Consider the following 25,393-nt stretch of genomic DNA (forward strand, 5'->3'; position numbering starts at 1 on the left):
TCGCCGGGACAGATGGATGGCGGCAATTCATACGGGCCTTATTGACACATCGCCAACAGTGTTCGATGGTGTGTCGATGCCGACGCCTGGACTGGACGGTTACGTCGAACCGTGGCGCAAGCCGGAACACGACGACCTGGCCGAGCTCGCCCGCGCCTTCTTCAGCAAGGAGGTGGTGCCACACGCCGAGCGCCTGGAGAAGCAGGGCCATCCCGATCGCGAGCACTACCGCCGGGCCGGTGAGCTGGGCCTGCTCGGGCTCTCGATCCCGGAGGAGTTCGGCGGCGGGGACGGCGACTTCACCCACGAGGCCACCCTGCTGCACGAACAGACGCTGTCCGGCGAGGGCAGCCTCGGCATCGCCGTGCACAGCGGCATCGTCACCGGCTACCTCAACGACTACGGCACCGACGAGCAGAAGCGCCGCTGGCTGCCCGGCCTGGTGGCCGGCGAGTTGATCGGCGCGATCGGGATGACCGAACCGGACGGCGGCTCCGACGTCCAGTCGATCCGGACGAAGGCGGTCCGCGACGGCGACGACTACGTGGTCTCGGGTTCGAAGACGTTCATCACCAACGGAATCCTGGCGGACCTGTTGGTCCTGGCGGTGAAGACCGACGCGTCCGCACGCGCGCACGGCATCTCGCTGCTGGTCTGCGAACTGACCGGCGACCCGGCCGGCTTCCGCCGCGGCCGCCGGATCGAGAAGATCGGCCTGCATGCGAACGACACGGCCGAGCTGTTCTTCGACGAGTTCCGGGTGCCGGCCGCCAACCTGCTGGGCGCCGAGGGGGCCGGGTTCATCCAGATGATGCAGCAGCTCCCCCGGGAGCGCCTGGTCATCGGGGTCGGTGCGGTCGCCGCGATGCAGCGGGCGGTGGAGATGGCCACCGGGTACGCCAAGGAGCGCACCGCGTTCGGCAAGCCGCTGATCGGCCACCAGAACACCCGGATGGTGCTGTCCGAGGTGGCGACCCGTACCCGGGTGTCGCGGATCTTCCTGGACGACTGCATCCAGCGGCACACCCGCGGTGAACTGGACGTGGCCACCGCCGCGATGGCGAAGCTCTACCTGACCGAGGGCCAGTGCGAGGTGGTGGACCGCTGCCTGCAGATCTTCGGCGGTTACGGCTACACCACCGAGTACCCGATCTCGAAGATGTACGCCGACGCCCGGGTCCAGAAGATCTACGGCGGCACCAACGAGATCATGAAGGAGCTGATCTCCCGTGCGCTGTGACCGCCTCGCGGCGTCACCCATCGGCGATCTCGGCGGATCCGCCACCGGATCCGGTGGCAGGTCCACCACGATCGCAAGGACGCGCCGGTGACCGCCCTCGCGGGCCTGCGGGTGGTCGAGCTCGCCGGGCTCGCGCCGGCCCCGTTCGGGTGCATGATCCTCGCCGATCTGGGCGCCGACGTCGTCCTCGTCGACCGGCCGGGCGGCACCGGACCGGCCGGTCCCCTGCAGCGCGGGCGCCGCGTCGTCACCCTCGACCTCAAGTCGGACGAGGGCCGGGAAGCGCTGCTCGGGCTGATCGCGAAGGCGGACGTCCTGGTCGAGGGCTACCGCCCGGGCGTCGCCGAGCGCCTCGGTTTCGGCCCGCGGGAGTGCGAGCAGATCAACCCCCGGCTGGTGTACGCCCGGATGACCGGCTGGGGTCAGGACGGCCCCCTGGCGCACGCCGCCGGGCACGACATCGACTACATCGCGATCGCCGGGGCCCTGGAGCCGATCGGCCGGCCCGGCGAGCGCCCGCACGCCCCGATCAACCTGCTCGGTGATTTCGCCGGCGGCGGCATGCTGCTGGCGGTGGGGGTGCTGGCGGCGCTTCTGGAACGGGAGCGTTCCGGCCGCGGTCAGGTCGTCGACGCGGCGATGGTCGACGGCTCGTCACTGCTGATGACGTTCCTGCACGGCTTCCTGGCGGCCGGTAGGTGGCCGGGCGGCCGGGGCGCCAATCTGCTGGACGGCGGCGCCCCGTTCTATGACACCTACCAGGCCTCGGACGGGGGTTTCCTGGCGGTCGGTTCGCTGGAACCGCAGTTCTACGCCGCCCTGGTGAAGGGTCTGGGCCTGGACGACGACCCGGATCTGCCGGGTCAGTTCGACTTCGCGGCCTGGCCGGAGCTGCGCCGCCGGTTCGCCGAACGTTTCCGGTCACGCACCCGCGACGAGTGGGCATCGACCTTCGAGGGCCTGGACGCGTGTGTGAGCCCGGTGCTGTCCCCGGCCGAGGCTCCTGGGCACCCGCACAACCGGGCGAGGGGCGCGTTCGTCGAGGTGGACGGCGTGACCCAGCCGGCTCCGGCGCCGCGCCTGACCCGGACCCCCGCGGCGGTTCCGGCCCCGCTGCGATCCGCGACCGTTCCGGAGGTTCTGGCCTCCTGGTCCTGACCCCCGATCGTGGTACGCCCACCGAAGGCCCCGCCCGCACGACGCGAGGCGGGGCCGGCGTGATCCGGCCGGTGCTGTCGCCGGCACACGGACAGGGCTGGGGATGACGTCCCGGGGCGGGGGGCGTGTCATGGCACATCCTGTCATGGGAGCGCTCCCAGAACAACGGTTCCGGCCGGGCGGGACGGTGGCCCCGCCCGGCCGGACCGCCGGACCGGCGAAAGGTCAGCTCGCGGTGCAGGTCGGCGTGGGGATGCCGTTGGCGCCGGTCCAGGAGCCGAGGAACCCGAAGTTCGTCGAGGCGCCGGCCGCGAGAGCCCCGTTCCACGCCGCGTTGCGGGCCGTCACGGTGGAGCCACTGCCGGTCACCGTGGCGCCCCAGGCGTTGTTGACCGTCTGGCCGTTCGGGAACGTCCAGGTCACCGTCCAGTTCCGGATCGCCGCGCCGCCCGCGGTCACCTTGACGTCACCCTGGAAACCACCCTGCCACTGACCGGTCACGGCGTACGTCGCGGTGCACGCGCCGGCCGGCTGCGACGGTGAGGTGGACGGCGACGGCGAGGCGGAGGACTGCGACGGCGACGGCGATCCGGGCGTCGACGGCTGCACCCCGCCGAAGATCGTCGCCTCCCTGCTGGTGGCCTTGAGCCCGTTCGGGCCGTTCACGATGCGCTGACCCCAGGTGGTGAGCGACGCGGCGTCGAAGTCGTCGGTCATGTCCAGGATCGGGTCGGTGTTGCCGGCCCACGACCAGCCCAGGTAGCCGATGCCCCGAGCCTGCGCCTCGGCCATCAGCGTGGTGTCGTCCACCTCGCCGGAGGCGAACTGCCAGCCGAACTCGCCGATCACCAGCGGCCAGTTGTTGTTCTGGAAGACGTCCAGGTACGAGCGGATCGACTGTGCCGTGTTGAACACCGCGTACATGTGGATCGACAGGACGGTGTTGTCCCGCACGTCCGCGTCCAGCACCGTCTGCGCGTTGTCCCGCATCGTGTACTGCCAGTCCTGGCCCCAGTTCGGCGCGTCGATCATCAACAGGTGCTCGAACCCGTTGGTACGCATCTTCTGGATCGCCGCCACCGTGGCCGCGGTCCACTGGCCGGCGTTCGTGTTGCCGATCGGCTCGTTGCCGATGTTGATGACGACGTAGTTCTCCTGGCCGGTCAGGACGCTCTTGAGCCCGATCCAGTAGTCGGCCGCCTGGTCCAGGGAGTAGGCGGCGCCGTCCTCGCCGTACCCGGTGGTGTCGTGGTTCTCCAGCACGCAGATCAGCCTGCTGGCCTTGCACAGGGCGATCACGTTGCTGACGTCGGCGGCGGTGTTGGCGGTCCAGCGGCCACCGCTCAGCACCACCCGGACGGTGTTCGCCCCGGCCGCCTTGATGTCGGCGAACGACTGGGTCTGCCCGGCGTACCAGGTGTGCATGTGGTTGATGCCGCGCATCACGAACGTCGAGCCGTTGGCCTCGACGATGTTGCGCCCGCTGATCCGCAGGCCGGTGGCGGCCCAGGCGGGGTTGACGACGGTGAGCGTGGCTGCGGTGAGGGTGATGAGGACGGCGGCGATCGTGGCCAGTCTTCTCTTCATGACCTGCCTCTTCGGGGGAGGTGGACAGCGTGCGTCGACGCGTTCCACCCGCCCCGGGCAGTCCCCTGTCCGTCGTTACCGACGTGTGAACGAAGCTACCCGCCCGGGCAGTTCATCGCAATGGATCGATGCCATCCGGCCTCGGTCAGGCCACCCGGCGGTCACGCTTGTCGCGGTACATGGCCGCGTCCGCCTCCGCCGTCAGCGCGTCCAGGCCGGCGTCGCCACCGGCCGGGCGCAGCGCCGACCCGACACTGACACCGACCGTCACCTGACGGCCGCCGACGTCGATCGGGCGGCGGACGGCGTCCCGGATCCGGGTCACCACCGGTTCGATCGCCTCGGCGCCGGCGTCCGGCAGCAGCACCAGGAACTCGTCACCACCGAGCCGCCCGGCCAGCCCCACACCACCCAGCGCCCCGGTCAGCCGCTCGCCCACCACGTGCAGGAGCACATCACCGGCGGCATGCCCGTACGTGTCGTTCACCTGCTTGAATCCGTTCAGGTCGAGCAACAGCACCACCAGTGGACGGCCGGTGCAGTCGTCCGCGAAAGCCGCCAGCCGGGCCCGGTTCGGCAGCCCGGTGAGCGGGTCGTGGGTGGCCTGGTGCTGCAGCGCGCGGCGGGTCTGCTGCAGAGTGGTGAGCTGCCGGGCGAACGCGGACGACTGCGCCCCGGCGATGATCGTGGTCATCGCGTTGGTGCCGAGCACGAACGCCAGGTCCGGCGAGTCCGGCACCAGCAGCAGGAACGCCGCCGAGGTGGCCGCGAAGGTGCCCAGCGCCCCGGCGAGCTGATGCCGGATCGCGGCGATCGAGATGCTCAGCCCGAGCAACGGCCAGGTGGTCTGCGGATAGTCCCGCTCGGAGACCACCACGAACGCGATGATGGTGACCGTGTCGAACAGCACCTGCACCGCGCTGAGCAGCGTGTAGTGCCGGGAGTCGGGGCGGCGGCGGGCCAGCAGGGCGAGCACGTTCGCACCGGCCATCAGGCCGAGGGCGAGCAGGCAGGCGGTCGTCATGCCGGCGGTGAGATCGGCCGGCCCCAGATCGGTCACACCGCTCATGTAGACGACGGTGAGGATCAGCCCGATCGTGCGGGACGCCGCGCCGGCGGCCTCCACCGCCCGCCGCCGTGACCGCAGCGAGCCGTCGACAAGCGACACGCCCATCGCCCCGGTCACTGTGCCCACGCGCTACTCATCGGCGTTCTCCGCCCACCCATGAGGAGGCCCACGGTGGATCAGGCCGCGCGGCCGCGCTTGTCGCGGTACATGGCGGCGTCGGCCTCCGCGGTCAGGGCGTCCAGGTCGGCGGTGCCACCGGCCGGGCGCAGCGCCACCCCGGCGCTCATCCCGACCCGCACGACACGGCCGTCACCGATGTCGACCGGCTGCCGGACCGCGTCCCGGATCCGGGTCACCGCCCGGGCCACCGCGGCGGTGTCCGCGTCCGGCAGCAGCACCAGGAACTCGTCACCACCGAGCCGCCCGGCCAGGCCCGCGTCACCCAGCGCCCCGGTCAGCCGCTCGCCCACCACGTGCAGCAGGACATCACCGGCGGCATGCCCGTACGTGTCGTTCACCTGCTTGAATCCGTTCAGGTCGAGCAACAGCACGCCGAGTGGCCGGCCGGTGCGCTCGTCCGCGTACGCCGTCAGCTGTGTCCGGTTCGGCAACCCCGTCATCGGGTCATGCGTCGCCTGGTGCTGCAGGGCCCGCCGGGTCTCGTTCAGCTCGGCGAGATGCCGGTCCAGCGACGACGACTGGGTCCCGGTGATCACCGCGATCAGGAATCCGAGACCGATCACGAAGGCCGGGTCCGGTGGAGCCGGCACGCCCAGCAGGAATCCCAGCGTGGTGGCGGCGAAGACCAGCAGGGCGCCGCGCAGCTGATGCCGCAGGGCGGCCACCGCGATCGCCAGGGACAGCAACGGCCAGGTGACCTGGTCCTGCGCCTGCCGGGTGGACAGCACCACGATCGCCAGGATGGTCGCCGTGTCGAGGGTGACCTGGACCGCGCTCAGGCGCTTGTACCAGGACGCGCCGGGCCGGCGCCGCCCGAGGAGGGACAGCACGTTCGCCGCGGCCATCACGAGCACGCCCAGCAGGCACACCAGGCGCATCCCGGGCCCGGTGGCCACCACCGCCGTCGCACCGATGCCGGCCGCGGCCAGGCCGGTCGACACCAGCCCGACACTGCGCGACACCAGGGCGACGGTCTCGATCGTCCGCCGCCGCCGGAGCAGCCCACCGTCGTCGACGGCAACCGGACACGGCCCGCCACCACCGTCGGCGGGCGCCGTGAACCGGCGGGTCAGGCTGAGCATGAGCCCTCCATCGGCACCCCACCCGGCGCTCTGAGTGAATCACCCGGCCCGGCGAGGGCTGGACACGCCGCTGGGGCCGGACACCGTGACGGCGTCCGGCCCCAGCGGGCGGTGGAGTTCAGCGAGGCTGACGGGCGTACCGCAAGCGGGTGGGTCTCAGAATTTGAAGCCGCCCACCAGGGTCCGCAACTCCTCGGCGGTGCGCGACACCTCCGTACTGGCCTCCCGGGTCTGGTTGACCCCGCCGACCGTGGCCGCGCTGGCCGCCGACACGTCGCTGATGTTGGCGGCGATGCGCTGCGAACCGGCCGCCACCTCGGCGATGCTGCGGCTCATCTCGCCGGTGGTCGCGGTCTGCTCCTCGACGGCCGAGGCGATGGTGGTCTGGAAGTCGTTGATCTGAGCGATCACCTCGGAGATCCGGTTGATCACGTCGACCGCCCCACCGGTGTCCTGCTGGATGGCGTTGACCCGGGTGCCGATGTCCTCGGTGGCGCGGGCGGTCTCCTGGGCGAGGTCCTTGACCTCGGAGGCGACCACCGCGAACCCCTTGCCGGCGTCTCCGGCGCGGGCGGCCTCGATGGTGGCGTTGAGGGCGAGCAGGTTGGTCTGCTCGGCGATCGAGGTGATCAGCTTGATCACGTTGCCGATCTCGGCGGACGACTCGCCGAGTTTGCGGATGCTCTCGGTGGCGCTGGCGGCTTCGGCGACGGCGATCGAGGCGACCTGGGCGGCGTCGGCGGCGTTGCGGGAGATCTCCCGGATGGACAGGCCCATCTCCTCGGAGCCGGCCGCGACGGTCTGCACGTTGCGGGAGATCTCGTCGGCTTCGATGGAGGCGGAGCTGCTCTGCCGGTCGGTGTTGTCGACCGCGGAGGCGATCTCGCCGGAGACCGCGGCCAGCTGGGTGGAGGCGGCGGCGAGGCTGTCGGCGTCGTGGGCGATGGTCTGCATCGAGTCGCGGAGCTTGTCGAGCGTACGGTCCAGGCCGGTGGCCATCGCGCCGAGTTCGTCCTGGCTGGTGATGCCGCTGCGGACGGTGAGGTCGCCCTTGTCGAGGGCGTCGATCACGGCGCCGAGTTTGCGGATCGGGCCGAGGATCGACCGGACCAGCGGGATCGCCATGCCGATCAGCAGGACCAGGCCGAGACCGGCCACGACGATCGCGATCGTACGTGTCCCGGAGACCGCCGTGGCCATCTCCGCCTTCTGCACCTCGATGGCGGCCAGGACCTTCTCGGTGACGGCGTCGAGCTCACCGTCGGTCTTGTCGTTCTGCTCGGGGATCTGGTCGATCTCACCGAGCACCGACCGGGGATCGGCGACGCCGTCGTTGACGAACTTGGTGATGAACGTGTTGAACGCGTCGAAGTCGGCGCGGTACCCCTGGAACTCGGTGAGCAGGGCGCTGGGCAGCCCGCACGACTCGACGGCCTCGGCGGCTTCGACGGAGGACTGCACGTCGTCGATGACGTCCTGGCCGACGTCCTGGCCGAGGGCCGCGCGGTAGGCGTCGACCTTCAGCTCACTCTGCCGGTTGTTGAGATGGTTGAGCGCGGCCAGGCAGGCCTCCAGGCTGCGCATCTCCTCGGCCTGCCGGGAGAGCGTGGACTGGCTGGTCAACGTGATGGCGGCCATTCCGCCGAGGGCGACGGCGCCGGTCGCGACGATCGCCCCCAGCCGTTTGGCTGTGCCGATGTTCTGTAATGCGCGCATCCGCCCTCCTCAGTGAACCCTTTTCGAAAACCCGAAAAAGATCCATTCATCCGACGTACGGCACATCGGACGTGACGGCCCTCACCTGAGGAAGCCGTTTTCAGAGGCGCATGTCGGACATTTCAGCGATTAAGACGACGCGTCCAGTCGGACGGTACCGCACCGGCCGGGCCCGGGGCGGGCTGCTCGTCAGGTCGGCTGGTCGGCGGCGCCAGCTCCGGCCCCGAGGCGGCGGTCTCGTGGCGGAAATCCCAGAACCACTCCTCCCCCGGCTCGAACGACTGGATCACCGGATGCCCGGTCGACTTCCAGTGCGCGGTGGCGTGCTGGGACGGCGAGCTGTCACAACAGCCCACGTGGCCACACTCGGCACAGCGGCGCAGATGGAACCACCAGCCGCCGGCGTCGAGGCACTCGGCACAGCCGGTGCCGGAGGGCGGGACGTCGGTCCGGATCGAGGCGTCAGAGGTCACGGCGAAAAATCTATCAATGCGCCCGGCCGTGGGCCTCAACGCGCTCAGTCGCCCACCTGAATGCGCCCGGCCGTGGGCCTCAACGCGCTCGGTCGCACACCTCAATGCGCCCGGTCGTATGCCTCCTGGGCCGCGCGGGCCGCCGGCACCCCCGCCTCGACCAGCTCGATCAGCTCCACGAACTTGGCCGCGACCCGCTGACCGAAGTCGGTCAAGCTGTACTCCACACGGGGCGGAATGGTGGCCTGCACCTCACGGCGGACCAGACCGTCCCGTTCGAGCGCCTGCAACGTCTGGGCCAGCATCTTCTCGCTCACCCCGTCGACCCGCCGGCGCAGGGCGTTGAATCGGTGCGGCCCCTCGTGCAGCGCCGCCAGCGCGAGCCCGCCCCAGCGACCGGTCACGTTGGCCAGCACGTGACGGGAGGCACAGTCACGTGCGAACACGCTGGGGATCAGGTCGTCGTCCACGCTGCCGACAATACCAGCGCCTTCGAAAGGTTTGCACTTTCGAAAAGTTAGTGCCATTGTTCTGGTCACCGCCACCGGGCGGGAACGAAAGACCTTGCGGAAGCCGGTGACCGGGCGGAGGACAACGACCGCGTGGGCCCGATGACCGCACCGAAGCAACGACCGCACGGGAACCGGCGACCGCACGGAAAGCGACAACCGCGCGGAGCCACAACCACGCGGAGCTACAACCGCGTGGGAGCCACGGCCCGCGCGGAGACCGGAAGACCGTGCGGGAACCACTCACCGAGCGGCACAACCAGAGGGAGTCACCATGACCATCGCCGTCACCGGAGCCACCGGCCACCTGGGCCGCCTCGTCGTCGACGCGCTGATCGCCCGCGGCACCGACCCGGCCGAGATCGTCGCCACGGTCCGCGACACCGCCAAGGCCGCCGGCCTGCTCGCCCAGGGCGTCCAGGTGCGTGAGGCCGACTACGACCGCCCGGAGTCGCTGGTCACCGCGTTCGAGGGGGTCGACCGGCTGCTGCTGATCTCCGGCAACGCGGTCGGCCAGCGGGTGCCCCAGCACACCGCGGTGATCGAGGCCGCCAAGGCCGCCGGGGTGGGCTTCATCGCCTACACCAGCATTCTGCGCGCCGACACCAGCCCGCTCGGCCTGGCGCCCGAGCACCTGGCCACCGAGCAGCTGCTGGCCGCGTCCGGCATCCCGTTCGCGCTGCTGCGCAACGGGTGGTACGTGGAGAACTACGCCGGCTCGTTCGGCCCGGCGATCGAGCAGGGCACGCTGTACGGCGCGGCCGGTGACGGCCGGATCGCCGCCGCCACCCGGGCCGACTTCGCCGAGGCGGCCGCGGCCGTGCTGATCAGTGGCGAGTCCGGGATCTTCGAGCTGGCCGGCGACCAGCCGTTCACCCTGTCCGAACTGGCCGCCGAGCTGGCGAAGCAGTCCGGCAAGCCGGTCGCCTATCAGGACCTGCCGGTCCCGGACTACGCGGCCGCGCTGGTCGGCGCCGGCCTCCCGGAGGGCTTCGCGGGTCTCCTCGCGGACACCGACGGCAAGATCCAGGACGGGCACCTGGACGACAGCACCGGCACCCTGTCCCGTCTGATCGGCCGCCCGACCACGTCCCTCGCCGACGCGGTCGCCGCCGCCCTCAAGGCCTGACGAGGCCTCAGTTCGCGTGGCCATTTGCGGCTCGATTCGAGCCGCAAATGGCCACGCGGTCTGACCTCGACCACCCGCCGCGCCGGCCACGCGGGCTGGCCTCGACCACCCGCCGCGCCGACCACACGAACTGACCTCGACCAACCGCCGCGCCGACCACACGAACTGACCCCGACCACCCGCCGCGCCGGCCACGCGGTCTGACCCGACCACCCGCCGCGCCGGCGCGGACCGGCCGCGTGGGGAGGTCAGCCGGCGAGGTCGGTCACGTCGGCGAAGGTGCCGCCCAGGGTTCGCACGGCGGCGTCCGCGCCGACCCGCAGCGCCACGCCGTGTTCGCCCGCGCCGAGGGCCACCGTCCGGCCCCGCAGCGTCTCGTCGGCGATCACCGGCCACGGCCGCCGGGAGCCGAACGGTGTGATGGTGCCCCGCTCGTACCCGGTGGCGTCCCTGGCGGTCGCCGCGTCGGGCATCGACAGCCGGTTCACCCCGAGCAGGGTGCGCAGCTTGGGCCAGGAGATCGCCCGGTCCCCGGGGACCAGCACGAACAGGTAGTCGTCGTCGGCCCGGCGCACGACCAGCGTCTTCACCAGGTCGCGGACGTCCACCCCGCGGACGGCGGCGGCCTCGGCCGCGTTGCCGACCGGCCCGTGCCGGATCACATCGTGCGGGATCCCGGCGGCGGTCACGGCCTCGATGGCGCTGGACATGGGTAGTCTCCTCAGTATGGCCAAGCCTCGTCTGCAACCAGGCCCCGATCATCCGATCACGATCACCCCGACCGGCAAAAGGGTGAGCGTCACCGTCGGCGGCAAGCTGATCGCCGAGACCGACGGCGCGCTCACGCTCCAGGAGTCGACCTATCCCCCGGTGCAGTACATTCCGCTCGCCGACATCGATCCGGCGGCGCTGACCCGGAGCGACAAGCAGACCTACTGCCCGTATAAGGGTGACGCCAGCTACTGGTCACTTCCGGACGCGGCCGATGCCGTGTGGGGCTATGCGGACCCGTACGAGGCAGTCAAGGAGATCAAGGGTTTCGTCGCCTTCTACCCGGACAAGGCCGAGGTGGTGATCGCCGACCGCACCGCGGCGAGCTGATACCGGTCGGCCTCGTAGGGCGGATAGAGCGACAGCCGATCAATCGCGGACCCGAATCGATCGACCAACCCGGCGGCCACGGTCGCCGGGTCTCCGCTCACCGCGAACGCGTCAAGCATGTCGTCGGTGACGGCGCGAGCCATCTCGTCCCACGATTTACGCCGCGACAGCTGCGTCAGCTGATCCGCCACCGCACCCCATCCGTGCAGGTCGAGCACCGGACGGTAGGCGGGAGTCGACGCGTAGAAGGCGATCTGCCGGCGCACCGCTGCCTCGGCCCGCGCCCGCTGGCCGGCGTCGGCCCCGAGCACCACCATCGGACTCATCTCGATCCGGAATCCGTCCAGGTCACCGCCGCGCGCCGCCCGTACCGCGGGAATCATTCGCTCTTTCAGATAGGTCTCGGTGGTCAGCGGATGGACCAGCAGCCCGTCGGCGACCCGGCCCGCGGCGGTCACCATCCGGTCCCCGACGGCGGCCAGCTGCACCCGCGGGTTGCCGAACGGATTCGGTCCCGGGTCGAAGAACTCGGTCATCAGCGTGTGCTGGTAGAAGTGCCCGCGGAAGAACAGCCGCTCGCCGGTAGCCCAGGACTGCCAGATCGCCCGCAGCGCGGTCACGAACTCCTCCATCCGCGCCGCCGGCCGGCTCCACGGCATCGAGAACCGCCGCTCGATGTGTGGCTTGACCTGGGAGCCGAGGCCCAGCCGGAACCGGCCCTCGGAGATCAGCTGGAGGTCGTTGGCGAGCACCGCGACGTTCATCGGATTGCGGGCGAACGCCACCGCGATCGCCGACTGCAGCGAGATCTGCAGGGTCGCGCGGGCCACCAGGGCCAGTGTGGTGAACGCGTCGTGCCTGGTCTCGGCCACGTTGAAGCCGTCGTACCCGACCAGCTCCGCCGACACCGCCGCCGCTTCCGCCTCGGCCGGTGTGGCCGCGACCGGCGCGGCATAGTCAACCAACATCCCCCACGAATACCAGATCTTGACTCTCACACCGTGTCAGGGGATGGAGTGGAGCCATCATGTTCACCATCGGAGACTTCGCCCGCCACGGCCGCGTGTCGGTCCGGATGTTGCGGCACTACGACGCGACCGGGCTGCTGCGGCCCGCCCACGTCGACCCGGCCACCGGCTACCGGCACTACACCGCCGGGCAGCTGGCCCGGCTGAATCGGATCATCGCCCTGAAGGATCTCGGCTTCACTCTGCAGCAGGTCGGCGACATCATCGACGGCGGCCTGGGCACCGAGGAGCTGCGGGGCATGCTCCGGCTGCGCCGGGCCGAACTGGAGGCGGTGATGACCGCGTCGGCCGCCCGGCTGACCCGGGTGGAGGCGCGACTCCGAGCCATCGAGAGTGAGGGTCACATGCCCAGTGACGACGTCGTACTGAAGGCCGTCCCGCCGGTCCGGGTCGCCGAACTGACCGCGGTCGCCGCCAGCTACCAGCCGGAGGACATCGGGCCGGTGATCAACCCGCTCTACGCCCAGCTGTTCGAGCGGCTGGAAGCAGCCGGCGTGCAGCCCACCGGACCGGGGGTGGCCTGGTACGAGGACGCCACGGACGGCGCTGTCACCGTGCATGCCGCGATCGAGGTCGCCGGCGCTCCGGTGATGACCGATGTCGCGGTCTACGATCTCGCCCCAATCCCGCAGGCGGCCACCATCGTGCATCGCGGGTCGATGGACGCGATCATGCCGACGGCGCAGATACTGGCCCAATGGATCGACGTGAACGGATACCGCGCCGACGGGTACGCCCGGGAGATCAACCTGGAGTGCCCGGAGAACCGCGACGACTGGGTGACCGAGCTCCAGGTGCCGGTGACGAAGCTCCGGTGACATCGGCGACGCTGATCCGGCCGGCCCTCCGCCTCTCCGGATCGATCCTGGTGGGGTTGTCGGCCGGCCTGATCCTGCACCTGTTCACGCTGGCGTTCCTGGGCCGGCTGGGTGAGGACGCGCTCTACGTGCGGGCGATCTTCACCCCGTTCGGTTTCCTGATCCTGGCCGTCGTCGAGGGTGTGGTGGTGGCCGCCCAGGTGTCGGCCGGCATCGCCACCCGGTCCGGGCGGCGCGACGTGCTCCGGCCGCTGCCGACCTTCCTCGCGGTGGGCGGCGGGGTCCTGGTGCTGATCGCCGCGCTGTTCACCGCCGGGTCCGGCCCGATCCTGAACGCGCTGGAGGTACGGCCGGAACTGCGCCCCGACGTGGTCACGTTCGTGGTGACGGTGTGCCTGGCCACGGTGGTGAGCCTGCTGCCGTACGCGGGCGCGGCCCTGCTCCGGGGCATCGGCCGGACCGGCACGTCGTCGATGTCGACCGTCGGTTTCACCGTACTGTCCATGGTGTTGACGGTGTCGCTGGCGCCCCTCGGTGTGCTCGCCGTGCCCGCCGCGACCGCCGTCGCCGGGGTGATCGCCGGCGTCGCCGTCCTGGTGCCGCTGCGCGGTCACGCCGCCGGGCGCCCGTGGCTGCGGCGGGACGCGGCGGCCGGCATGTGGACCCTCGGCGCGCCGGTCGCCGTCACGTTCCTGCTGCTCTCCACGGTCAACTTCGGCTATCTGTGGGTGCTGCGCGACGCCACCGCCGCCGACGTGGCCGGATTCAACCTGGGCCAGGGCGCGATCACGTTCGTCATGGTGGTGGCGCTGGCCGTCGGCTCCGGCACGGCGGTCGCCGTCAATCTCAGACCCGGCGAGGTGCGACGGCCGATCGAGGCGGCCGGGCTCAGCGCGGCCGTCCGGATGACCCTTCCCGCGTACGCCGTGATCGGGCTCCTGACCTGGGCCGCCCGTGACCCGGTGAGCCGTCTGCTGACCACCGACCCGGAGGTCGCGCGGGTCACCGCCGAGTACTTCCAGTGGATGGGCCCGACGTTCCTGGTCTTCGGCGGCACCCTGGCCGTGCTGACCTACCTGGAACAGATCGGGCACGCCCGGATCGCGCTGCTGCTCAACGTGGTCTACTTCGCGGTCCTGCTGGTGATCGCGGTCCTGCTGCCGGCCCCGGTGACCGCGCTGACCATGACCAAGCTCCTCGCGGCCGGCAACGCCGCCGGCTTCCTGACCTGCTGGCTGAGCGCCCGTTACCTGCTGTCCCGCTCGCCGGCCGCCGGGCCCCGCTCCGCCTGAACCGCTGACCGGATCGCGGCGGCCATCACCTCGGTGGTGGCCGCCCGCAGCAGGTCCAGGTCGGCGCCGTCCACCTCGCCGGTGGCCAGCGCCACCACCGCGTCGCCGTCGTAGCGGGTGTGCGCCGGATGCAGCGCCCGCGCGAACCCGGTGTGACCGCTCTGGGCCAGCAGATGACAGTCCGCCTTGCTCAGCCGGGCGTCGGTCAGGACCACCGCGATCGTGGTGTTCACCATGCCGAGCCGTAGCGCCGGATCGATCACCGGGTCGCCGCCGAAGACCGGCCGCCCGTCGTCGCCGATCACGTCACCCCACGCGTTGACCACGGCGACCGCCTCCACCCGGGCGGGACCGGCCCGTCCCGACGCGTGTCCCAGCCCACCCGGCGACGACTCGGGGCGCCATCCGCCGGTGCGGGCTCCGGTGCCGGCTCCGACCGTACCCAGACGGAAGGGTTGTCCGGTGAGTGCCGCCGACGCCGCCGCGCGTCCCTCGTCGGCACCCGGTGGCCGCGTCGCGACCGACCCGTCGAAGATCGACATGCCGACCACGATCGGCACCGGACCGAGCGGTGTCGGAAAGCCTCTGCCCTGCTCACTAAGCATCCGCAGGACGCCGTCGCCGGCCGCCAGCCCGAACGCGGACCCGCCGGAGAGGACCACCGCGTCCACCCGGTCGACCAGGCGGCCCGGTTCGAGCAGGGCGAACTCGCGGGTGGCCGGGGCGCCGCCGCGCACCTCACCGGAGGCCACCGTGCCGGGCGGCGGCAGGATCACCGTGACGCCGGTGCCGTCGCCGGTCCAGTGGCCCGCGAAGGCCGAAAGCAGCTGCGGGGTGGTCATGCCGGCAAACGTACCCGCGATCCACGTTTGCCCGCGCCTGCCGGGGTATCCAGTCGACGCGTGCCCCGAACCGACACAGAACGGATTAATGACATGGAACCCACCGTTCCCGGCCCGGCGGCGAAAGAACCCGCCGAGACCAGCCCCGTCGCGGACTCCCTGGCAGAAGCCCGGGGCCTCCAGAACGGCCCACACCTCACCACCGCCCAGGGCGTCCGGCTGACCGATACCGACCATTCCCTCAAAGCCGGGCCGCGGGGTCCCGCGCTCCTCGAGGACTTCCACCTGCGCGAGAAGATCACCCACTTCGACCACGAGCGCATCCCGGAACGGGTGGTCCACGCGCGCGGCTCCGGGGCCTACGGCACGTTCACCGCGTACGGGACCGCCGGGTCCGTCACCAGCGCCGGCTTCCTCGCCGACAAGGGCCGGGAGACCGACGTCTTCGCCCGGTTCTCCACCGTGCTCGGCTCACGCGGCTCCGCCGACACCGTTCGCGACGTGCGCGGATTCGCGGTCAAGTTCTACACCGCGGACGGCAACTTCGACCTCGTCGGCAACAACATGCCGGTCTTCTTCATCCAGGACGCCATCAAGTTCCCCGACCTGATCCACGCCGCCAAATGGCACCCGGACCGGGAGATCCCGCAGGCGCAGACCGCGCACGACACGTTCTGGGACTTCGTGTCCCTGCACACCGAGGCCACCCACCACGTGTTCTGGGCGATGTCCGACCGGGGCATCCCCCGCTCGTACCGGACCATGGAGGGATTCGGCGTCCACACCTTCCGGCTGGTCAACGCCGACGGCCAGACGTCACTGGTCAAGTTCCACTGGAAGCCGGTCGCCGGAGTGCACTCGCTGACCTGGGAGGAAGCCCAGATCACGGCCGGCATGGACCCCGACTTCCACCGCCGCGACCTGGCCGACTCCATCGACGCCGGAAACTTCTACGAGTACGAGCTGGGCATCCAGGTGATGCCGGACACCGAGGACGAGACCTTCGAGGGCATCGACCTGCTCGACCCGACCAAAATCGTGCCCGAGGAACTCGCGCCGGTACAGCCGGTCGGCAAACTCGTGCTGCACCGCAACCCCGACAACTTCCACGCCGAGACCGAGCAGATCGCCTTCCACATGGGCAATCTCGTCCCCGGCATCGAGGTCACCAACGATCCGCTGTTGCAGGGACGGCTCTTCTCGTACCTGGACACGCAGCTCAGCCGGCTCGGCGGGCCCAACTTCACCCAGCTGCCGATCAACCGGCCGCACGCGCCCGTCAACGACAACCTGCGCGACGGCATGCACCAGAGCGTCGTCCACCGCGGCATCTCGCCCTACCTGCCGAACAGTCTCGGCGGTCCCGAGGCGTCCCCCGACGGCTACGTCCACCAGCCGAAACCCGTCGCCGGCGACAAGGTGCGGGCCAACCCCGTCTCGTTCGCCGACCACTACACACAGGCGGCGCTGTTCTACCAGAGCCTCAGCCCGATCGAGCAGGACCACGTCGCCGAGGCGTTCACGTTCGAGCTGAGCAAGTGCTATGAGCAGGCGATCCGCGTACGCATGCTGGCGAACCTGGCGAAAGTCGACAGCGCGCTGACCGCCAAGGTCGCCGCCGGGCTCGGCCTTCCCGTCCCCGACGGGCAACCGCCGGCCGCCGTCACCCCGTCCCCGGCCCTGGCGCAGATCGACGGCCGGGTCTGGCCGATCGCCGGACGGGTCGTCGGCGTGATCGGAACCACCGCCACCGATGTCTCCGACCTCCAGGACAACCTCAAACCCCAGGGCGTGGTGGTACGTCTCATCGCGCCCACCGGCGGCGAGGGCGTCGAACGGACCTTCCAGACCGCGCGATCGGTCGAGTTCGACGCGGTGATCGTCGCCACCGACACCGAGGATCAGCAGGTGGCGGTGCTGCTGCGGGAGGCGTACCGGCACGCCAAGCCGATCGGGTTCACCGGCACCGGCGGGCAGGCCCTGGACCGGGCGGGCATCCCGGTCTCCGCCCCCGGCATCCTGCCCGACCCGGACGCCGAGACGATCGCGGCGGCGCTGGGCGCCCACCGGGTCTGGGACCGGGTACCGCTGCTGAAGCCGGCCGCGTCGTCACCCGGTTCCTGACCCGGCCGGATTCCTGACCCCGCCGGAGTCCTGACTCCGCCCGGGCCGTCAGCGCGGTCATCGGTTCAGCAGCGAGCCGGTGACTGCGACTGATCAGTAACGGATGGAAGCCAGGGCCAGGCCGGCGAGACTGCAGAAGACGGTCAGCCAGGCGGCCGGCAACAGCGCGAACACCGTCATGCCGAGAAGTCCGGCGGGAGAAACACTCAGGGCCAACAGGGCGGCGCCGATGAAGACGACCGCGGCGATGACCGCCACCTGGAGATAGGTGCGGTGTGACGGGGCTCGGTCGAACATGGCGGGCTCCAGGGTGCGACGTGCTGTGGGAAGCCGCAACCCTCCCCTATCACGCCATATCCTAACAACCTCCACTCCGCCCGATCCGCGCCCCGACCATCGCCGAATTCCAGCCGTCCAGCCCGCCGCGCCCCCGGACGCCGGAGTTCCCCGCGACCATCAGCGCACCTCATCGGCCCGACGGCGCACTCCGCGACCCGGCAGTCCCGCTGCCACCATCCGTCTCATCGGCCACGCCATCACCGCATCGGCCCCCGGGCACCTGCGCCCACATCGACACCATCCGGCCCGATGGCCGCGGCATCACCAAAGCCCTCAGCGGCCACCTCGGTATCTCCGTTGTCCCGGAACCACGCCGGCGCCCTGTCGGCCCGGCCGCCACTCTGCATATGACCAGGCCCGGCTGTCCCACCATCAACACCGGCCCCGGCAGCCGCAACCCACCCGGCGGTCACCCCGTCACCACGCGAGCCGTCGGCCCCATCCGTGACATCCTGAGCAACGGCCGCAGGCGATCGCCCCGACTCGTAAGACACCGCCAGCATCACCGCTACCCACCGACCCGCAAGCCACCTCCAGCATCACGGCGACCCGACGTCCTCACCTGTTCCACGGGGACCACCGGTCACGCCGCCATCGCTGAAACCACAAGCCTCGTCCGGACCACAGGCTTCACCCGGCTCACTGGGCTCATTCGAACCCCGAGCCTCATCGGCTCCCCCCGCGCCATCGGAACGCCAGGCACCATCGGCACCTCACGTTTCATCGGCACCGGCCCGGCTCAGGAGCCACATCCACATCACGTCTGGCCAAACGTCACGTCCGCGGCGCCCCGGCCCGGCAACCGCATCCGCTTCAGAAGCAGCCTTTCGGCACTGAGGGCACATCAACACCGCCTGGCCCGGGGAAGTGTCTCCACCACGCCTGCCCAGCGAGCACCTATCGGCTCGCCGATCACCGTCTAGCAGAACGGGCTCTGACAGCCGCCTTGGCTTGGCGGAACAACGGCCCCGCCTGACGCCTTCTCCCCGGGAGTGGGCAGTTCTGTCCGCAGCCTTCCCGGAAGAGACGGTGGGCGACCAGCGGGCGGGCCGACCGAAACAGCGGACACGAAGACCGGGCCGGCGTATCGCCGGCCCGGTCAAGGGGCGTAAACGATCAAGCGCGGGACGACTCACCCTTGATGACGGGATTGTCCGCCGCGGGCCGGTGGTCGCCGTCGGAGGTCAGGGCCTGACCACGGTCGCTGGACGCGGTCAGAGCCGGGCCACGGTCGCCGCCGGAAGTCACGGCCTGACCCCGATCACTGGACGCGGTCAGGGTCGGGCCCCGGTCACCGGTGGTGGTCAGGGCGGGGCCGCGGTCGGTGGCGATGGTGATGCGGCGGGGCTTCGCGGCCTCGGCGATCGGGATGGTGAGTGTCAGGACACCGTCGTTCCAGGTGGCGTCGATGCGGGACAGGTCCAGGCCGTCGCCCAGGGTCAGACGGCGCTCGAACGTGCCGGTCACCCGCTCGCGGCGCACCCACTGCACGTCGGCGTCGGTGCGGGCGGAACGCTCGGCCCGGATGGTGAGGACCCGGCCGTCGACGTCCACCTCGATCGAGCCGGGGTCGATGCCCGCCAGGTCGCAGTGGAGAACGAAGTGGTCACCGGAACGGTACAGATCCATCGGCATCGCCGCGGCTGCCGGGCCGGGGATCGCCGGGACGCCGAGCATCCGGTCGGCCAGACGGTCGAACTCGCGGAAAGGATCGAAAGTCAGCACCACGATCAACCTCCTCGTAGCGGCCACCGGGCGGTCCGGTGGCGCGTGGCGCTCGGCTGACAAAACTCGCCGAGGTCGGTGGTCATCTGTCTCTGACCAGTACCGACAAGACATTTTTTAGCACTACCCCAGCCCGAGTGCCAACTCTTCCGTCAAGATTTTTTCGAGGGATCCGCCGGCTCTCCCGGCACAGGGCTGGACGGGCCGGCACTGGGTAAGTTGATCTCATGAGCATTGGTTTCGGGGTATTCGTGCCGCAGGGATGGCGGATGGACCTGGTCGAGATCGCCGACCCGGTCGAGCAGTACGAGGCGATGACGGCCGTGGCGAAGCTCGCCGATGCCGGGCCGTGGGATTCGGTGTGGGTGTACGACCACTTCCACACTGTTCCCGAGCCCACCATGAACACGACTTTCGAGGCATGGACGGTCACGTCGACACTCGCCCGGGACACCAGCCGGGTCAACATCGGACAGATGGTCGGCTGCAACGGGTACCGGCACCCGTCCCTCTACGCCAAGATCGCCTCCACTGTCGACGTGGCCAGTCACGGGCGGCTCTACGCGGGGCTCGGTGCCGGATGGTACGAGCACGAGTGGAAGGCCTACGGCTACGAGTGGGCCGAGGTTCCGGAACGGATGGCCGCCTTCCGGGAGGCGGTCGAGGTCGTGCACAAGATGTGGACCGAGGACCGGCCGGTCTTCGCGGGGAAGCACTACCGGATCGACCAGCCGATCAACGAGCCGAAGGGGGTCCGCAAGCCGCATCCGTCGTTCTGGCTCGGCGGCGGTGGCGAGAAGGTGACGCTGAAGCTGGTCGCGAAGTACGCCGACGGCTGCAACTTCGGCAACGGCGACCCGGAGATCTTCCGGCAGAAGGCCGCGGTGCTGCGAGCCCACTGCGACAAGCTCGATCGTGACTACGACCGGATCAAGAAGTCGACGAGCGTCATGTTCGATCCGGCCGAGTCCACCGCCGACACCGTCGCACGGCTGGAGCGTCTCGCCGAGGCCGGCGCCGACTACTTCATCGTCTACATCCCGCGCGTGGCCTACGACCACGAGCCGCTGCTGCGTTTCGCCGAGGAGATCATCCCCCGGTTCGCCTGACGGCCGGTCCCCCGCAGCCCCGAGAGGCCGGCGGTCAAACCGCGATCGCCCAAGGACGAAGGCCGTGTGACGGCACGGCCGGGCGGCACGGCCGGGCAGCACGGCCGGGCGGCACGGCCGGGCGGCACGGCCGGGCGGCACGGTGCCGCGTTCCGGTGCGTTTCGCACCGCAACGCGGCACGCGATCTCGGGCCGCGGAGGGGCGGGCGGTGGGCCGCAGCGTGGGGCTCGCCACCATCACGCGTGCGGAAATGGACGTTTCGCGTCGCGGAGCAGTCGTCTAGCAGGCGTGGAAAGAAGCGGAACCGGCGCAGAGCGGACGCGAAATAGAGAAGCGGCGGAACTGGGAGCGATCCCACCCCGACCAGGCGTTTCTCCCAAGCGTGCGGCGTGGCATCATTTCGGTGCCGGGTTCCGAAAGTTGCAGCCTACCTGGGCCGGCGGTAAGGAGCACCTCCGTGGCCACTGGCAGGGGACGAGTAACCATCGCGGCGATCGCGGAAGCCGCCGGTGTCTCGGTGCCGACCGTGTCCCGCGTGCTCAACGGACGTTCCGATGTGTCGCCGAGCACACGTGAGCTCATCGAGAGGCTTCTGCGAGAGCACGACTACCGTCCTCGCAACTCTCGGCATTCCGGGCGGGCCCGCCTGGTCGACCTGGTCTTCAACGACCTGGACAGCCCGTGGGCCCTGGAGCTGATCCGGGGTGTCGAGGACGTGACGCACACCGCCGGTGTCGGGACGGTGGTGTCCCAGGTGCACCGGCGCAGCAGCGCGACCCGCCAGTGGCTGCAGAATCTGCGGGCCCGTGCCTCGGACGGCGTCATCTTCGTGACGTCGGACGTGGCCGAGCCGGTGCACAGCGAGTTGCACCGGCTGAAGGTCCCGGTGGTGATCATCGACCCGGCCGGTGGGGTGTCCGCCGAGGTGCCGACGATCGGGGCGACGAACTGGTCGGGGGGCCGCACCGCCACCGATCATCTGCTGGAGCTGGGGCACCGGCGGATCGGGTTCGTGGCCGGGCCGCGGCATCTGTTGTGCAGCCGGGCGCGGCTGGACGGCTACCGTTCGGCGATGGAGGCGGCCGGGGCGCGGGTGGACGAGCAGCTGATCACGACCGGTGACTTCCGGCACGAGGCGGGGTTCGTGGCCGGCAACCAGCTGCTGGATCTGGCCGAGCCTCCGACGGCGATCTTCGCGTCCAGTGACCTGATGGCGCTGGGTGTCTGTGAGGCGGCCCGGCGGCGTGGGCTGCGGGTGCCGGATCAGTTGAGTGTGGTGGGTTTCGACGATCTGCCGGAGTCCCGCTGGGCGTCGCCGCCGTTGACGACGGTGCGCCAGCCGCTGGCCGAGATGGGCGCGCTGGCGGCCCGGACGGTGCTGCGGCTGTCCCGGGGGGAGAGCATCGAGACGCCGCGGGTGGAGCTGGTCACCCGCTTGGAGGTTCGGGAGAGCACCGCCCCGCTCGGATGATCGAGAGCCACCCTTTCGCTGGACAGTGGACCGTCGCGCTGGCTCGTGCCGGTGCCGGATGACTTGCGGTCGCCTGTGGACGTGAGGGCGCGGGCGATCGCGAGCGGACCGCCTCGTCAGCGAGACGGCGGGCGACGGGAGCCGGCGGTTCGTGTGCCGATCCGCGGCTGGCTGCCAGCCGCGGATCGGCACACGAATCAGGACCCGCCGAACCGTGTGCGGTTCACTTGCCGAAGCCGGCGGTCAGGCCGCTCAGCAGCTGACGGCGGCCGATCACGTACAGGGTGAGGATCGGCAGTGCGGTCAGCACCACCGACGCCAGGACGGCCGGGATGTTGACGCTGTACTGGCCCTGGAACTCCCACAGGGCCAGCGGCAGGGTGCGTTTCTCCGGGCTCTGGGTCAGGATCAGCGGCAGTACGAAGCCGTTCCACACGGTCAGGCCCTGGTAGATGGTCACCGTCACCAGTGCCGGCCGGGTCAGCGGGAACGCCAGCCGCCACAGGGTGCCCCACTCGGTGGCGCCGTCCATCCGCATCGATTCGAAGAGTTCCTTCGGCACGTCGCGGATGAAGTTGGCGAGCACGAGCACCGACAGCGGGATGGCGAAGGCTAGCGACGGCAGGATGATCGCGCCCAGGGTGTCGTACATCTGAATCTTGATGATGATCAGGTAGATCGGGATGATCACCGCCTGCAGCGGGATCGCCAGGCCCATCAGGAACAGGCCGTTGACCCCGCGCAGGAAGCGGCTCCCGGCACTCCCCCGGATGATCGCGTACGCCGCCATGAACGACACCAGCACCGCCGGCCCGACCGCGCCGACCGTGACGATCACGCTGTTGGTGAAGTACTGGACGAAGTCGCTCTCCAGCACGAACCGGTAGTTCTCCAGGGTGGGCGAGGTCGGCGGGGCGAGCGGGTTGGTGGCGTAGTAGTCGTTCTGCACCTTGAGGCTGGTGATGACGATCCAGTAGATCGGCACGATCACGATGGCGAGCCACAGCCAGCCGGCCAGTCCGCCGGCCCAGTTCCAGGTCAGCGGCTGGAACCGGCGGCGGGTGGGTGGCGGCGCGGGAGTCTTGCGCACCGGTGGGGACAGCAGCGTCGTCACGTCACATTCCTTCCAGCTGGCTGTCGGCCTGGTTGCGGCCGCCGAGCCGGCGCAGCCCGAGCGCGAGCGCGAGTCCGCACAGCACCAGGATCACGGCGATGGCACTGGCCGGGCCCATCAGGTTGGCTTTGAAGCCGCGCTGGTACATGTCGACGGCCAGGGCGCTGGTGGCGCCGCCGGGGCCGCCGGCGGTGAGCACCCAGATCAGGTCGAAGAAGGTCAGCGACCCGACGACCATCAGCGTGGACGACGTGATGATCGTGTACTTGAGTTGCGGCAGCGTGATGCTGAAGAACTGCCGGATCCGCCCGGCGCCGTCGATCTGGGCGGCCTCGTACATGCTGGCCGGGATCTGCCGCACCCCGCCCTGGTAGATCAGTGAGTGGAACGGGATGAACTGCCAGGACACCACGAAGATCACCACACCCAGCGCCAGTACGGGGTCACCGAGCCAGTCCTGTCGCAGGAACTCCCAGCCGAGGCTGGCGCCGAGACCGAAGTTCGGGTCGAGCAGCGCCTTGTAGGTGATCGAGATGGCGGCCTGGCTGAGCAGCAGCGGGATGAAGTAGAGCACCGCGAGCACCGCGCGGTACCGCTGCCGGGCGGCCAGGAACACACCGATCAGGATGGAGATCGGGGTCTGCACCAGCCACGAGAACGCCATGATCAGGAAGGTGACCCAGAGCGTGTGCAGCAGGTCGGGGTCGCCGAGCACGGCGCGCCAGCTCTCCAGGCCGGCCGGCTTGACCTGGCCGGTGATGTTCCACTCGGTGAAGCTGAGCACGAACACGCCGACCAGCGGCACCAGGCCGAACAGGGTGAAGGCGATCAGGGCCGGCCAGGCCATCCAGGAGACGGACCCGCTCCCCCCGGCGTTGCCACCGGGAGGAGCGGTCCGCACGACCGGCGGAGCCATGGTCATTTGCCGATGACCGCGTTCATGTTGTCGGCGAACTGCTGCGGGCCGATCGACTGGGTGAACAGTTTGGCGATGTTGTCCAGCAGGGTCTCCGCCGCGGTCGGGCTGAGCGCCTGGTCCCAGGACTGGGCGAACACCTTGGCGTTGCTGGCCACGCCGTAGACGAACTTGAGGAAGTCGGCGTCCGGCGAGGTGGCGAGTTTGGCGTCGGCGCCCTTGATGATCGGCACACCGCCGGTCTTGATCCAGTCGCTCTGCTCGGTGTCGTCGAGCAGGCTGGTGAAGAACTTCTTGGCGATGTCCTTCTGCTCGGCGCTGGCGTTGGACGAGATCGACAGGTATTGGCCGGCGTTGCCGACGGTGTCGTTGGGGTCGCCCTTGCCGCCGTCGACGCCGGGGAAGTTCATGTAGCCGAGCTTGCCGTCCTTGACGAAGCTGCCACCCTCGGCCAGCTGGATGCCGTACGACCAGGAGCCGTGCACCATCATCGCGGCCTTGCCCCGATAGAGCAGGGCCTGGTCGGCGTTGGAGTCGGCGGTGATCGAGTTGAAGCCGTTGACGAAGCCGTTCGCCTTGATCAGCTCCTGCATCTTGGTGAGCGCGTCGATGGCGGCCGGGTTGCTCCAGGCGTTGGCCTTGCCCTCGAAGACGTCACCGAAGACGGTCTGGCCGCCGATCCGGTCGAAGAGGAACTCCAGCCACATCATGCTGGTCCAGCGGGACTGGCCGCCGAGCGAGAACGGCGCGATCTTGGCCGCGTTGAACTTCGGGACCAGCTCCATGATCTCGGCCCAGGACTGCGGCGGGGAGACCTTCAGGTTGTCGAAGACCTCCTTGTTGTAGAAGAGCACGATCGGCTGGACCGTCTCGGCCGGCATCGCGTAGATCTTGCCGCCGATGGTGGCCGGGCCGAACGAGGACGGGAAGAGCCGGTCCTTGACCGCGGCGTTCTGCGCGAACCAGTCGGTGAGGTCGTCGACCTGGCCGGCGTCGACGTAGCTCTTCAGGCCGCCGCCGCCCCAGCCCCACACCACGGTGGGCTGCTGGCCGGCGCCGAAGGCGGTCTTCAGCTTGTCCTTGTAGGCGTCGTTCTGGAACAGGTTCAGCTTGATCTGGCCGTCCGGGTTGGCCTTGTTGAACCGGTCCACCGCGCCCTGCCGGACCGATTCGCCGGGCGGGCCGCTGAGCGACCAGTAGGTGGCCTCACCGGCTTTGGCGGCGCCGCCGGTGTCGCCGGGACCGGAGCTGCCACAGGCGGCCAGCGCGGCGCCGGCCGCGGCGCCCGCGGAGAGGGTCAGAAAGTTCCTGCGCTTCACAGTGATCTCCAAGGGGGAAACCGAAAAGGAGGGGGTGCCGAAAGTTTCGAG

Annotated in this window: 23 protein-coding genes; 9 read left to right on the forward strand and 14 right to left on the reverse strand. The window is 70.2% G+C overall.

All coding sequences use genetic code 11. The annotated features are described in order from the left end of the window. The first annotated feature begins 76 nt into the window (after window positions 1-76). On the forward strand, window positions 77-1,240 hold the full coding sequence (locus tag ACQ0O7_RS28185; RefSeq protein WP_430786060.1) for an acyl-CoA dehydrogenase family protein: 1,164 nt from the start codon (window positions 77-79) through the stop codon (window positions 1,238-1,240). 87 nt (window positions 1,241-1,327) lie between these two features. Continuing rightward, a complete protein-coding gene (locus ACQ0O7_RS28190) occupies window positions 1,328-2,398 on the forward strand; it encodes a CaiB/BaiF CoA transferase family protein (RefSeq protein WP_430786062.1) in 1,071 nt (356 codons plus the stop codon). A 225-nt stretch (window positions 2,399-2,623) separates the two neighbouring features. Here ACQ0O7_RS28190 and ACQ0O7_RS28195 read toward each other — a convergent pair whose 3' ends face one another. The 6 genes from ACQ0O7_RS28195 to ACQ0O7_RS28220 form a co-directional block, all read right to left on the reverse strand. Further along, a complete protein-coding gene (locus tag ACQ0O7_RS28195) occupies window positions 2,624-3,985 on the reverse strand; it encodes a cellulase family glycosylhydrolase (RefSeq protein ID WP_430786064.1) in 1,362 nt (453 codons plus the stop codon). A gap of 145 nt (window positions 3,986-4,130) precedes the next feature. Beyond that, the gene (locus ACQ0O7_RS28200; protein ID WP_430786066.1) at window positions 4,131-5,180 is read right to left on the reverse strand and encodes a diguanylate cyclase domain-containing protein; all 1,050 of its coding nucleotides are present in this window, start codon (window positions 5,178-5,180) and stop codon (window positions 4,131-4,133) included. A gap of 50 nt (window positions 5,181-5,230) precedes the next feature. Then, window positions 5,231-6,316 (reverse strand): diguanylate cyclase domain-containing protein, encoded by a 1,086-nt coding sequence (locus ACQ0O7_RS28205; RefSeq protein ID WP_430786068.1) that lies wholly within the window; start codon window positions 6,314-6,316, stop codon window positions 5,231-5,233. 156 nt (window positions 6,317-6,472) lie between these two features. After that, the gene (locus ACQ0O7_RS28210; protein ID WP_430786070.1) at window positions 6,473-8,032 is read right to left on the reverse strand and encodes a methyl-accepting chemotaxis protein; all 1,560 of its coding nucleotides are present in this window, start codon (window positions 8,030-8,032) and stop codon (window positions 6,473-6,475) included. 122 nt (window positions 8,033-8,154) lie between these two features. Further along, a complete protein-coding gene (locus tag ACQ0O7_RS28215) occupies window positions 8,155-8,505 on the reverse strand; it encodes a UBP-type zinc finger domain-containing protein (protein WP_430786072.1) in 351 nt (116 codons plus the stop codon). Window positions 8,506-8,606: 101 nt separating this feature from the next. Next, on the reverse strand, window positions 8,607-8,975 hold the full coding sequence (locus ACQ0O7_RS28220) for a winged helix-turn-helix transcriptional regulator (protein WP_430786074.1): 369 nt from the start codon (window positions 8,973-8,975) through the stop codon (window positions 8,607-8,609). Between the two features lie 313 nt (window positions 8,976-9,288). Between ACQ0O7_RS28220 and ACQ0O7_RS28225 the strand changes: the two genes are divergently transcribed. Beyond that, entirely contained in the window at window positions 9,289-10,143 is an 855-nt protein-coding gene (locus ACQ0O7_RS28225) for an SDR family oxidoreductase (protein ID WP_430786076.1), read from the forward strand. A 248-nt stretch (window positions 10,144-10,391) separates the two neighbouring features. On the opposite strand, the gene ACQ0O7_RS28230 is transcribed toward ACQ0O7_RS28225, so the two are convergent. Then, window positions 10,392-10,853, reverse strand: coding sequence for an aminoacyl-tRNA deacylase (locus ACQ0O7_RS28230; protein ID WP_430786078.1), 462 nt, complete (start codon window positions 10,851-10,853; stop codon window positions 10,392-10,394). A 16-nt stretch (window positions 10,854-10,869) separates the two neighbouring features. Here ACQ0O7_RS28230 and ACQ0O7_RS28235 point away from each other — a divergent pair, with 16 nt between their 5' ends. Next, window positions 10,870-11,244 (forward strand): DUF427 domain-containing protein, encoded by a 375-nt coding sequence (locus tag ACQ0O7_RS28235; RefSeq protein WP_430786080.1) that lies wholly within the window; start codon window positions 10,870-10,872, stop codon window positions 11,242-11,244. Here the strand turns inward: ACQ0O7_RS28235 and ACQ0O7_RS28240 are convergent. Continuing rightward, window positions 11,193-12,212, reverse strand: a complete 1,020-nt coding sequence (locus ACQ0O7_RS28240) for a TIGR03617 family F420-dependent LLM class oxidoreductase (protein ID WP_430786082.1) — start codon at window positions 12,210-12,212, stop codon at window positions 11,193-11,195. The genes ACQ0O7_RS28235 and ACQ0O7_RS28240 overlap by 52 nt on opposite strands. Before the next feature lie 59 nt (window positions 12,213-12,271). Between ACQ0O7_RS28240 and ACQ0O7_RS28245 the strand changes: the two genes are divergently transcribed. Both ACQ0O7_RS28245 and ACQ0O7_RS28250 read left to right on the forward strand, forming a co-directional pair. Continuing rightward, window positions 12,272-13,090, forward strand: a complete 819-nt coding sequence (locus ACQ0O7_RS28245; RefSeq protein ID WP_430786084.1) for a MerR family transcriptional regulator — start codon at window positions 12,272-12,274, stop codon at window positions 13,088-13,090. Continuing rightward, on the forward strand, window positions 13,087-14,382 hold the full coding sequence (locus tag ACQ0O7_RS28250) for an MATE family efflux transporter (RefSeq protein ID WP_430786086.1): 1,296 nt from the start codon (window positions 13,087-13,089) through the stop codon (window positions 14,380-14,382). Before ACQ0O7_RS28245 ends, ACQ0O7_RS28250 begins: the two co-directional genes overlap by 4 nt. Here ACQ0O7_RS28250 and ACQ0O7_RS28255 read toward each other — a convergent pair. Continuing rightward, window positions 14,337-15,224: a P1 family peptidase gene (locus tag ACQ0O7_RS28255; RefSeq protein ID WP_430786088.1), complete on the reverse strand. Its 888-nt coding sequence runs from the start codon at window positions 15,222-15,224 to the stop codon at window positions 14,337-14,339. The genes ACQ0O7_RS28250 and ACQ0O7_RS28255 overlap by 46 nt on opposite strands. Before the next feature lie 93 nt (window positions 15,225-15,317). On the opposite strand from ACQ0O7_RS28255, the gene ACQ0O7_RS28260 reads away from it, so the two are divergent. Next, window positions 15,318-17,348, forward strand: coding sequence for a catalase (locus ACQ0O7_RS28260; RefSeq protein WP_430786090.1), 2,031 nt, complete (start codon window positions 15,318-15,320; stop codon window positions 17,346-17,348). Window positions 17,349-17,441: 93 nt separating this feature from the next. Here ACQ0O7_RS28260 and ACQ0O7_RS28265 read toward each other — a convergent pair whose 3' ends face one another. Both ACQ0O7_RS28265 and ACQ0O7_RS28270 read right to left on the reverse strand, forming a co-directional pair. Beyond that, a complete protein-coding gene (locus ACQ0O7_RS28265) occupies window positions 17,442-17,645 on the reverse strand; it encodes a hypothetical protein (RefSeq protein WP_430786092.1) in 204 nt (67 codons plus the stop codon). Window positions 17,646-18,803: 1,158 nt separating this feature from the next. Continuing rightward, on the reverse strand, window positions 18,804-19,415 hold the full coding sequence (locus tag ACQ0O7_RS28270) for an Hsp20/alpha crystallin family protein (protein WP_430786094.1): 612 nt from the start codon (window positions 19,413-19,415) through the stop codon (window positions 18,804-18,806). Between the two features lie 224 nt (window positions 19,416-19,639). Between ACQ0O7_RS28270 and ACQ0O7_RS28275 the strand changes: the two genes are divergently transcribed. Continuing rightward, entirely contained in the window at window positions 19,640-20,521 is an 882-nt protein-coding gene (locus tag ACQ0O7_RS28275; protein ID WP_430786096.1) for an LLM class F420-dependent oxidoreductase, read from the forward strand. 458 nt (window positions 20,522-20,979) lie between these two features. Next, entirely contained in the window at window positions 20,980-21,993 is a 1,014-nt protein-coding gene (locus tag ACQ0O7_RS28280) for a LacI family DNA-binding transcriptional regulator (protein WP_430786098.1), read from the forward strand. Window positions 21,994-22,216: 223 nt separating this feature from the next. Here ACQ0O7_RS28280 and ACQ0O7_RS28285 read toward each other — a convergent pair whose 3' ends face one another. The 3 genes from ACQ0O7_RS28285 to ACQ0O7_RS28295 are packed head-to-tail and all read right to left on the reverse strand — an operon-like array spanning window position 22,217 to window position 25,342. Then, window positions 22,217-23,107 (reverse strand): carbohydrate ABC transporter permease, encoded by an 891-nt coding sequence (locus ACQ0O7_RS28285; protein ID WP_430786100.1) that lies wholly within the window; start codon window positions 23,105-23,107, stop codon window positions 22,217-22,219. A gap of 1 nt (window position 23,108) precedes the next feature. Further along, window positions 23,109-24,029: a carbohydrate ABC transporter permease gene (locus tag ACQ0O7_RS28290; RefSeq protein WP_430786102.1), complete on the reverse strand. Its 921-nt coding sequence runs from the start codon at window positions 24,027-24,029 to the stop codon at window positions 23,109-23,111. Continuing rightward, window positions 24,026-25,342, reverse strand: coding sequence for an extracellular solute-binding protein (locus ACQ0O7_RS28295; protein ID WP_430786104.1), 1,317 nt, complete (start codon window positions 25,340-25,342; stop codon window positions 24,026-24,028). Before ACQ0O7_RS28295 ends, ACQ0O7_RS28290 begins: the two co-directional genes overlap by 4 nt. Between the last annotated feature and the right edge of the window lie 51 nt (window positions 25,343-25,393).

Source organism: Actinoplanes sp. G11-F43 (assembly GCF_050589265.1).
Taxonomy (GTDB): Bacteria; Actinomycetota; Actinomycetes; order Mycobacteriales; family Micromonosporaceae; genus Actinoplanes.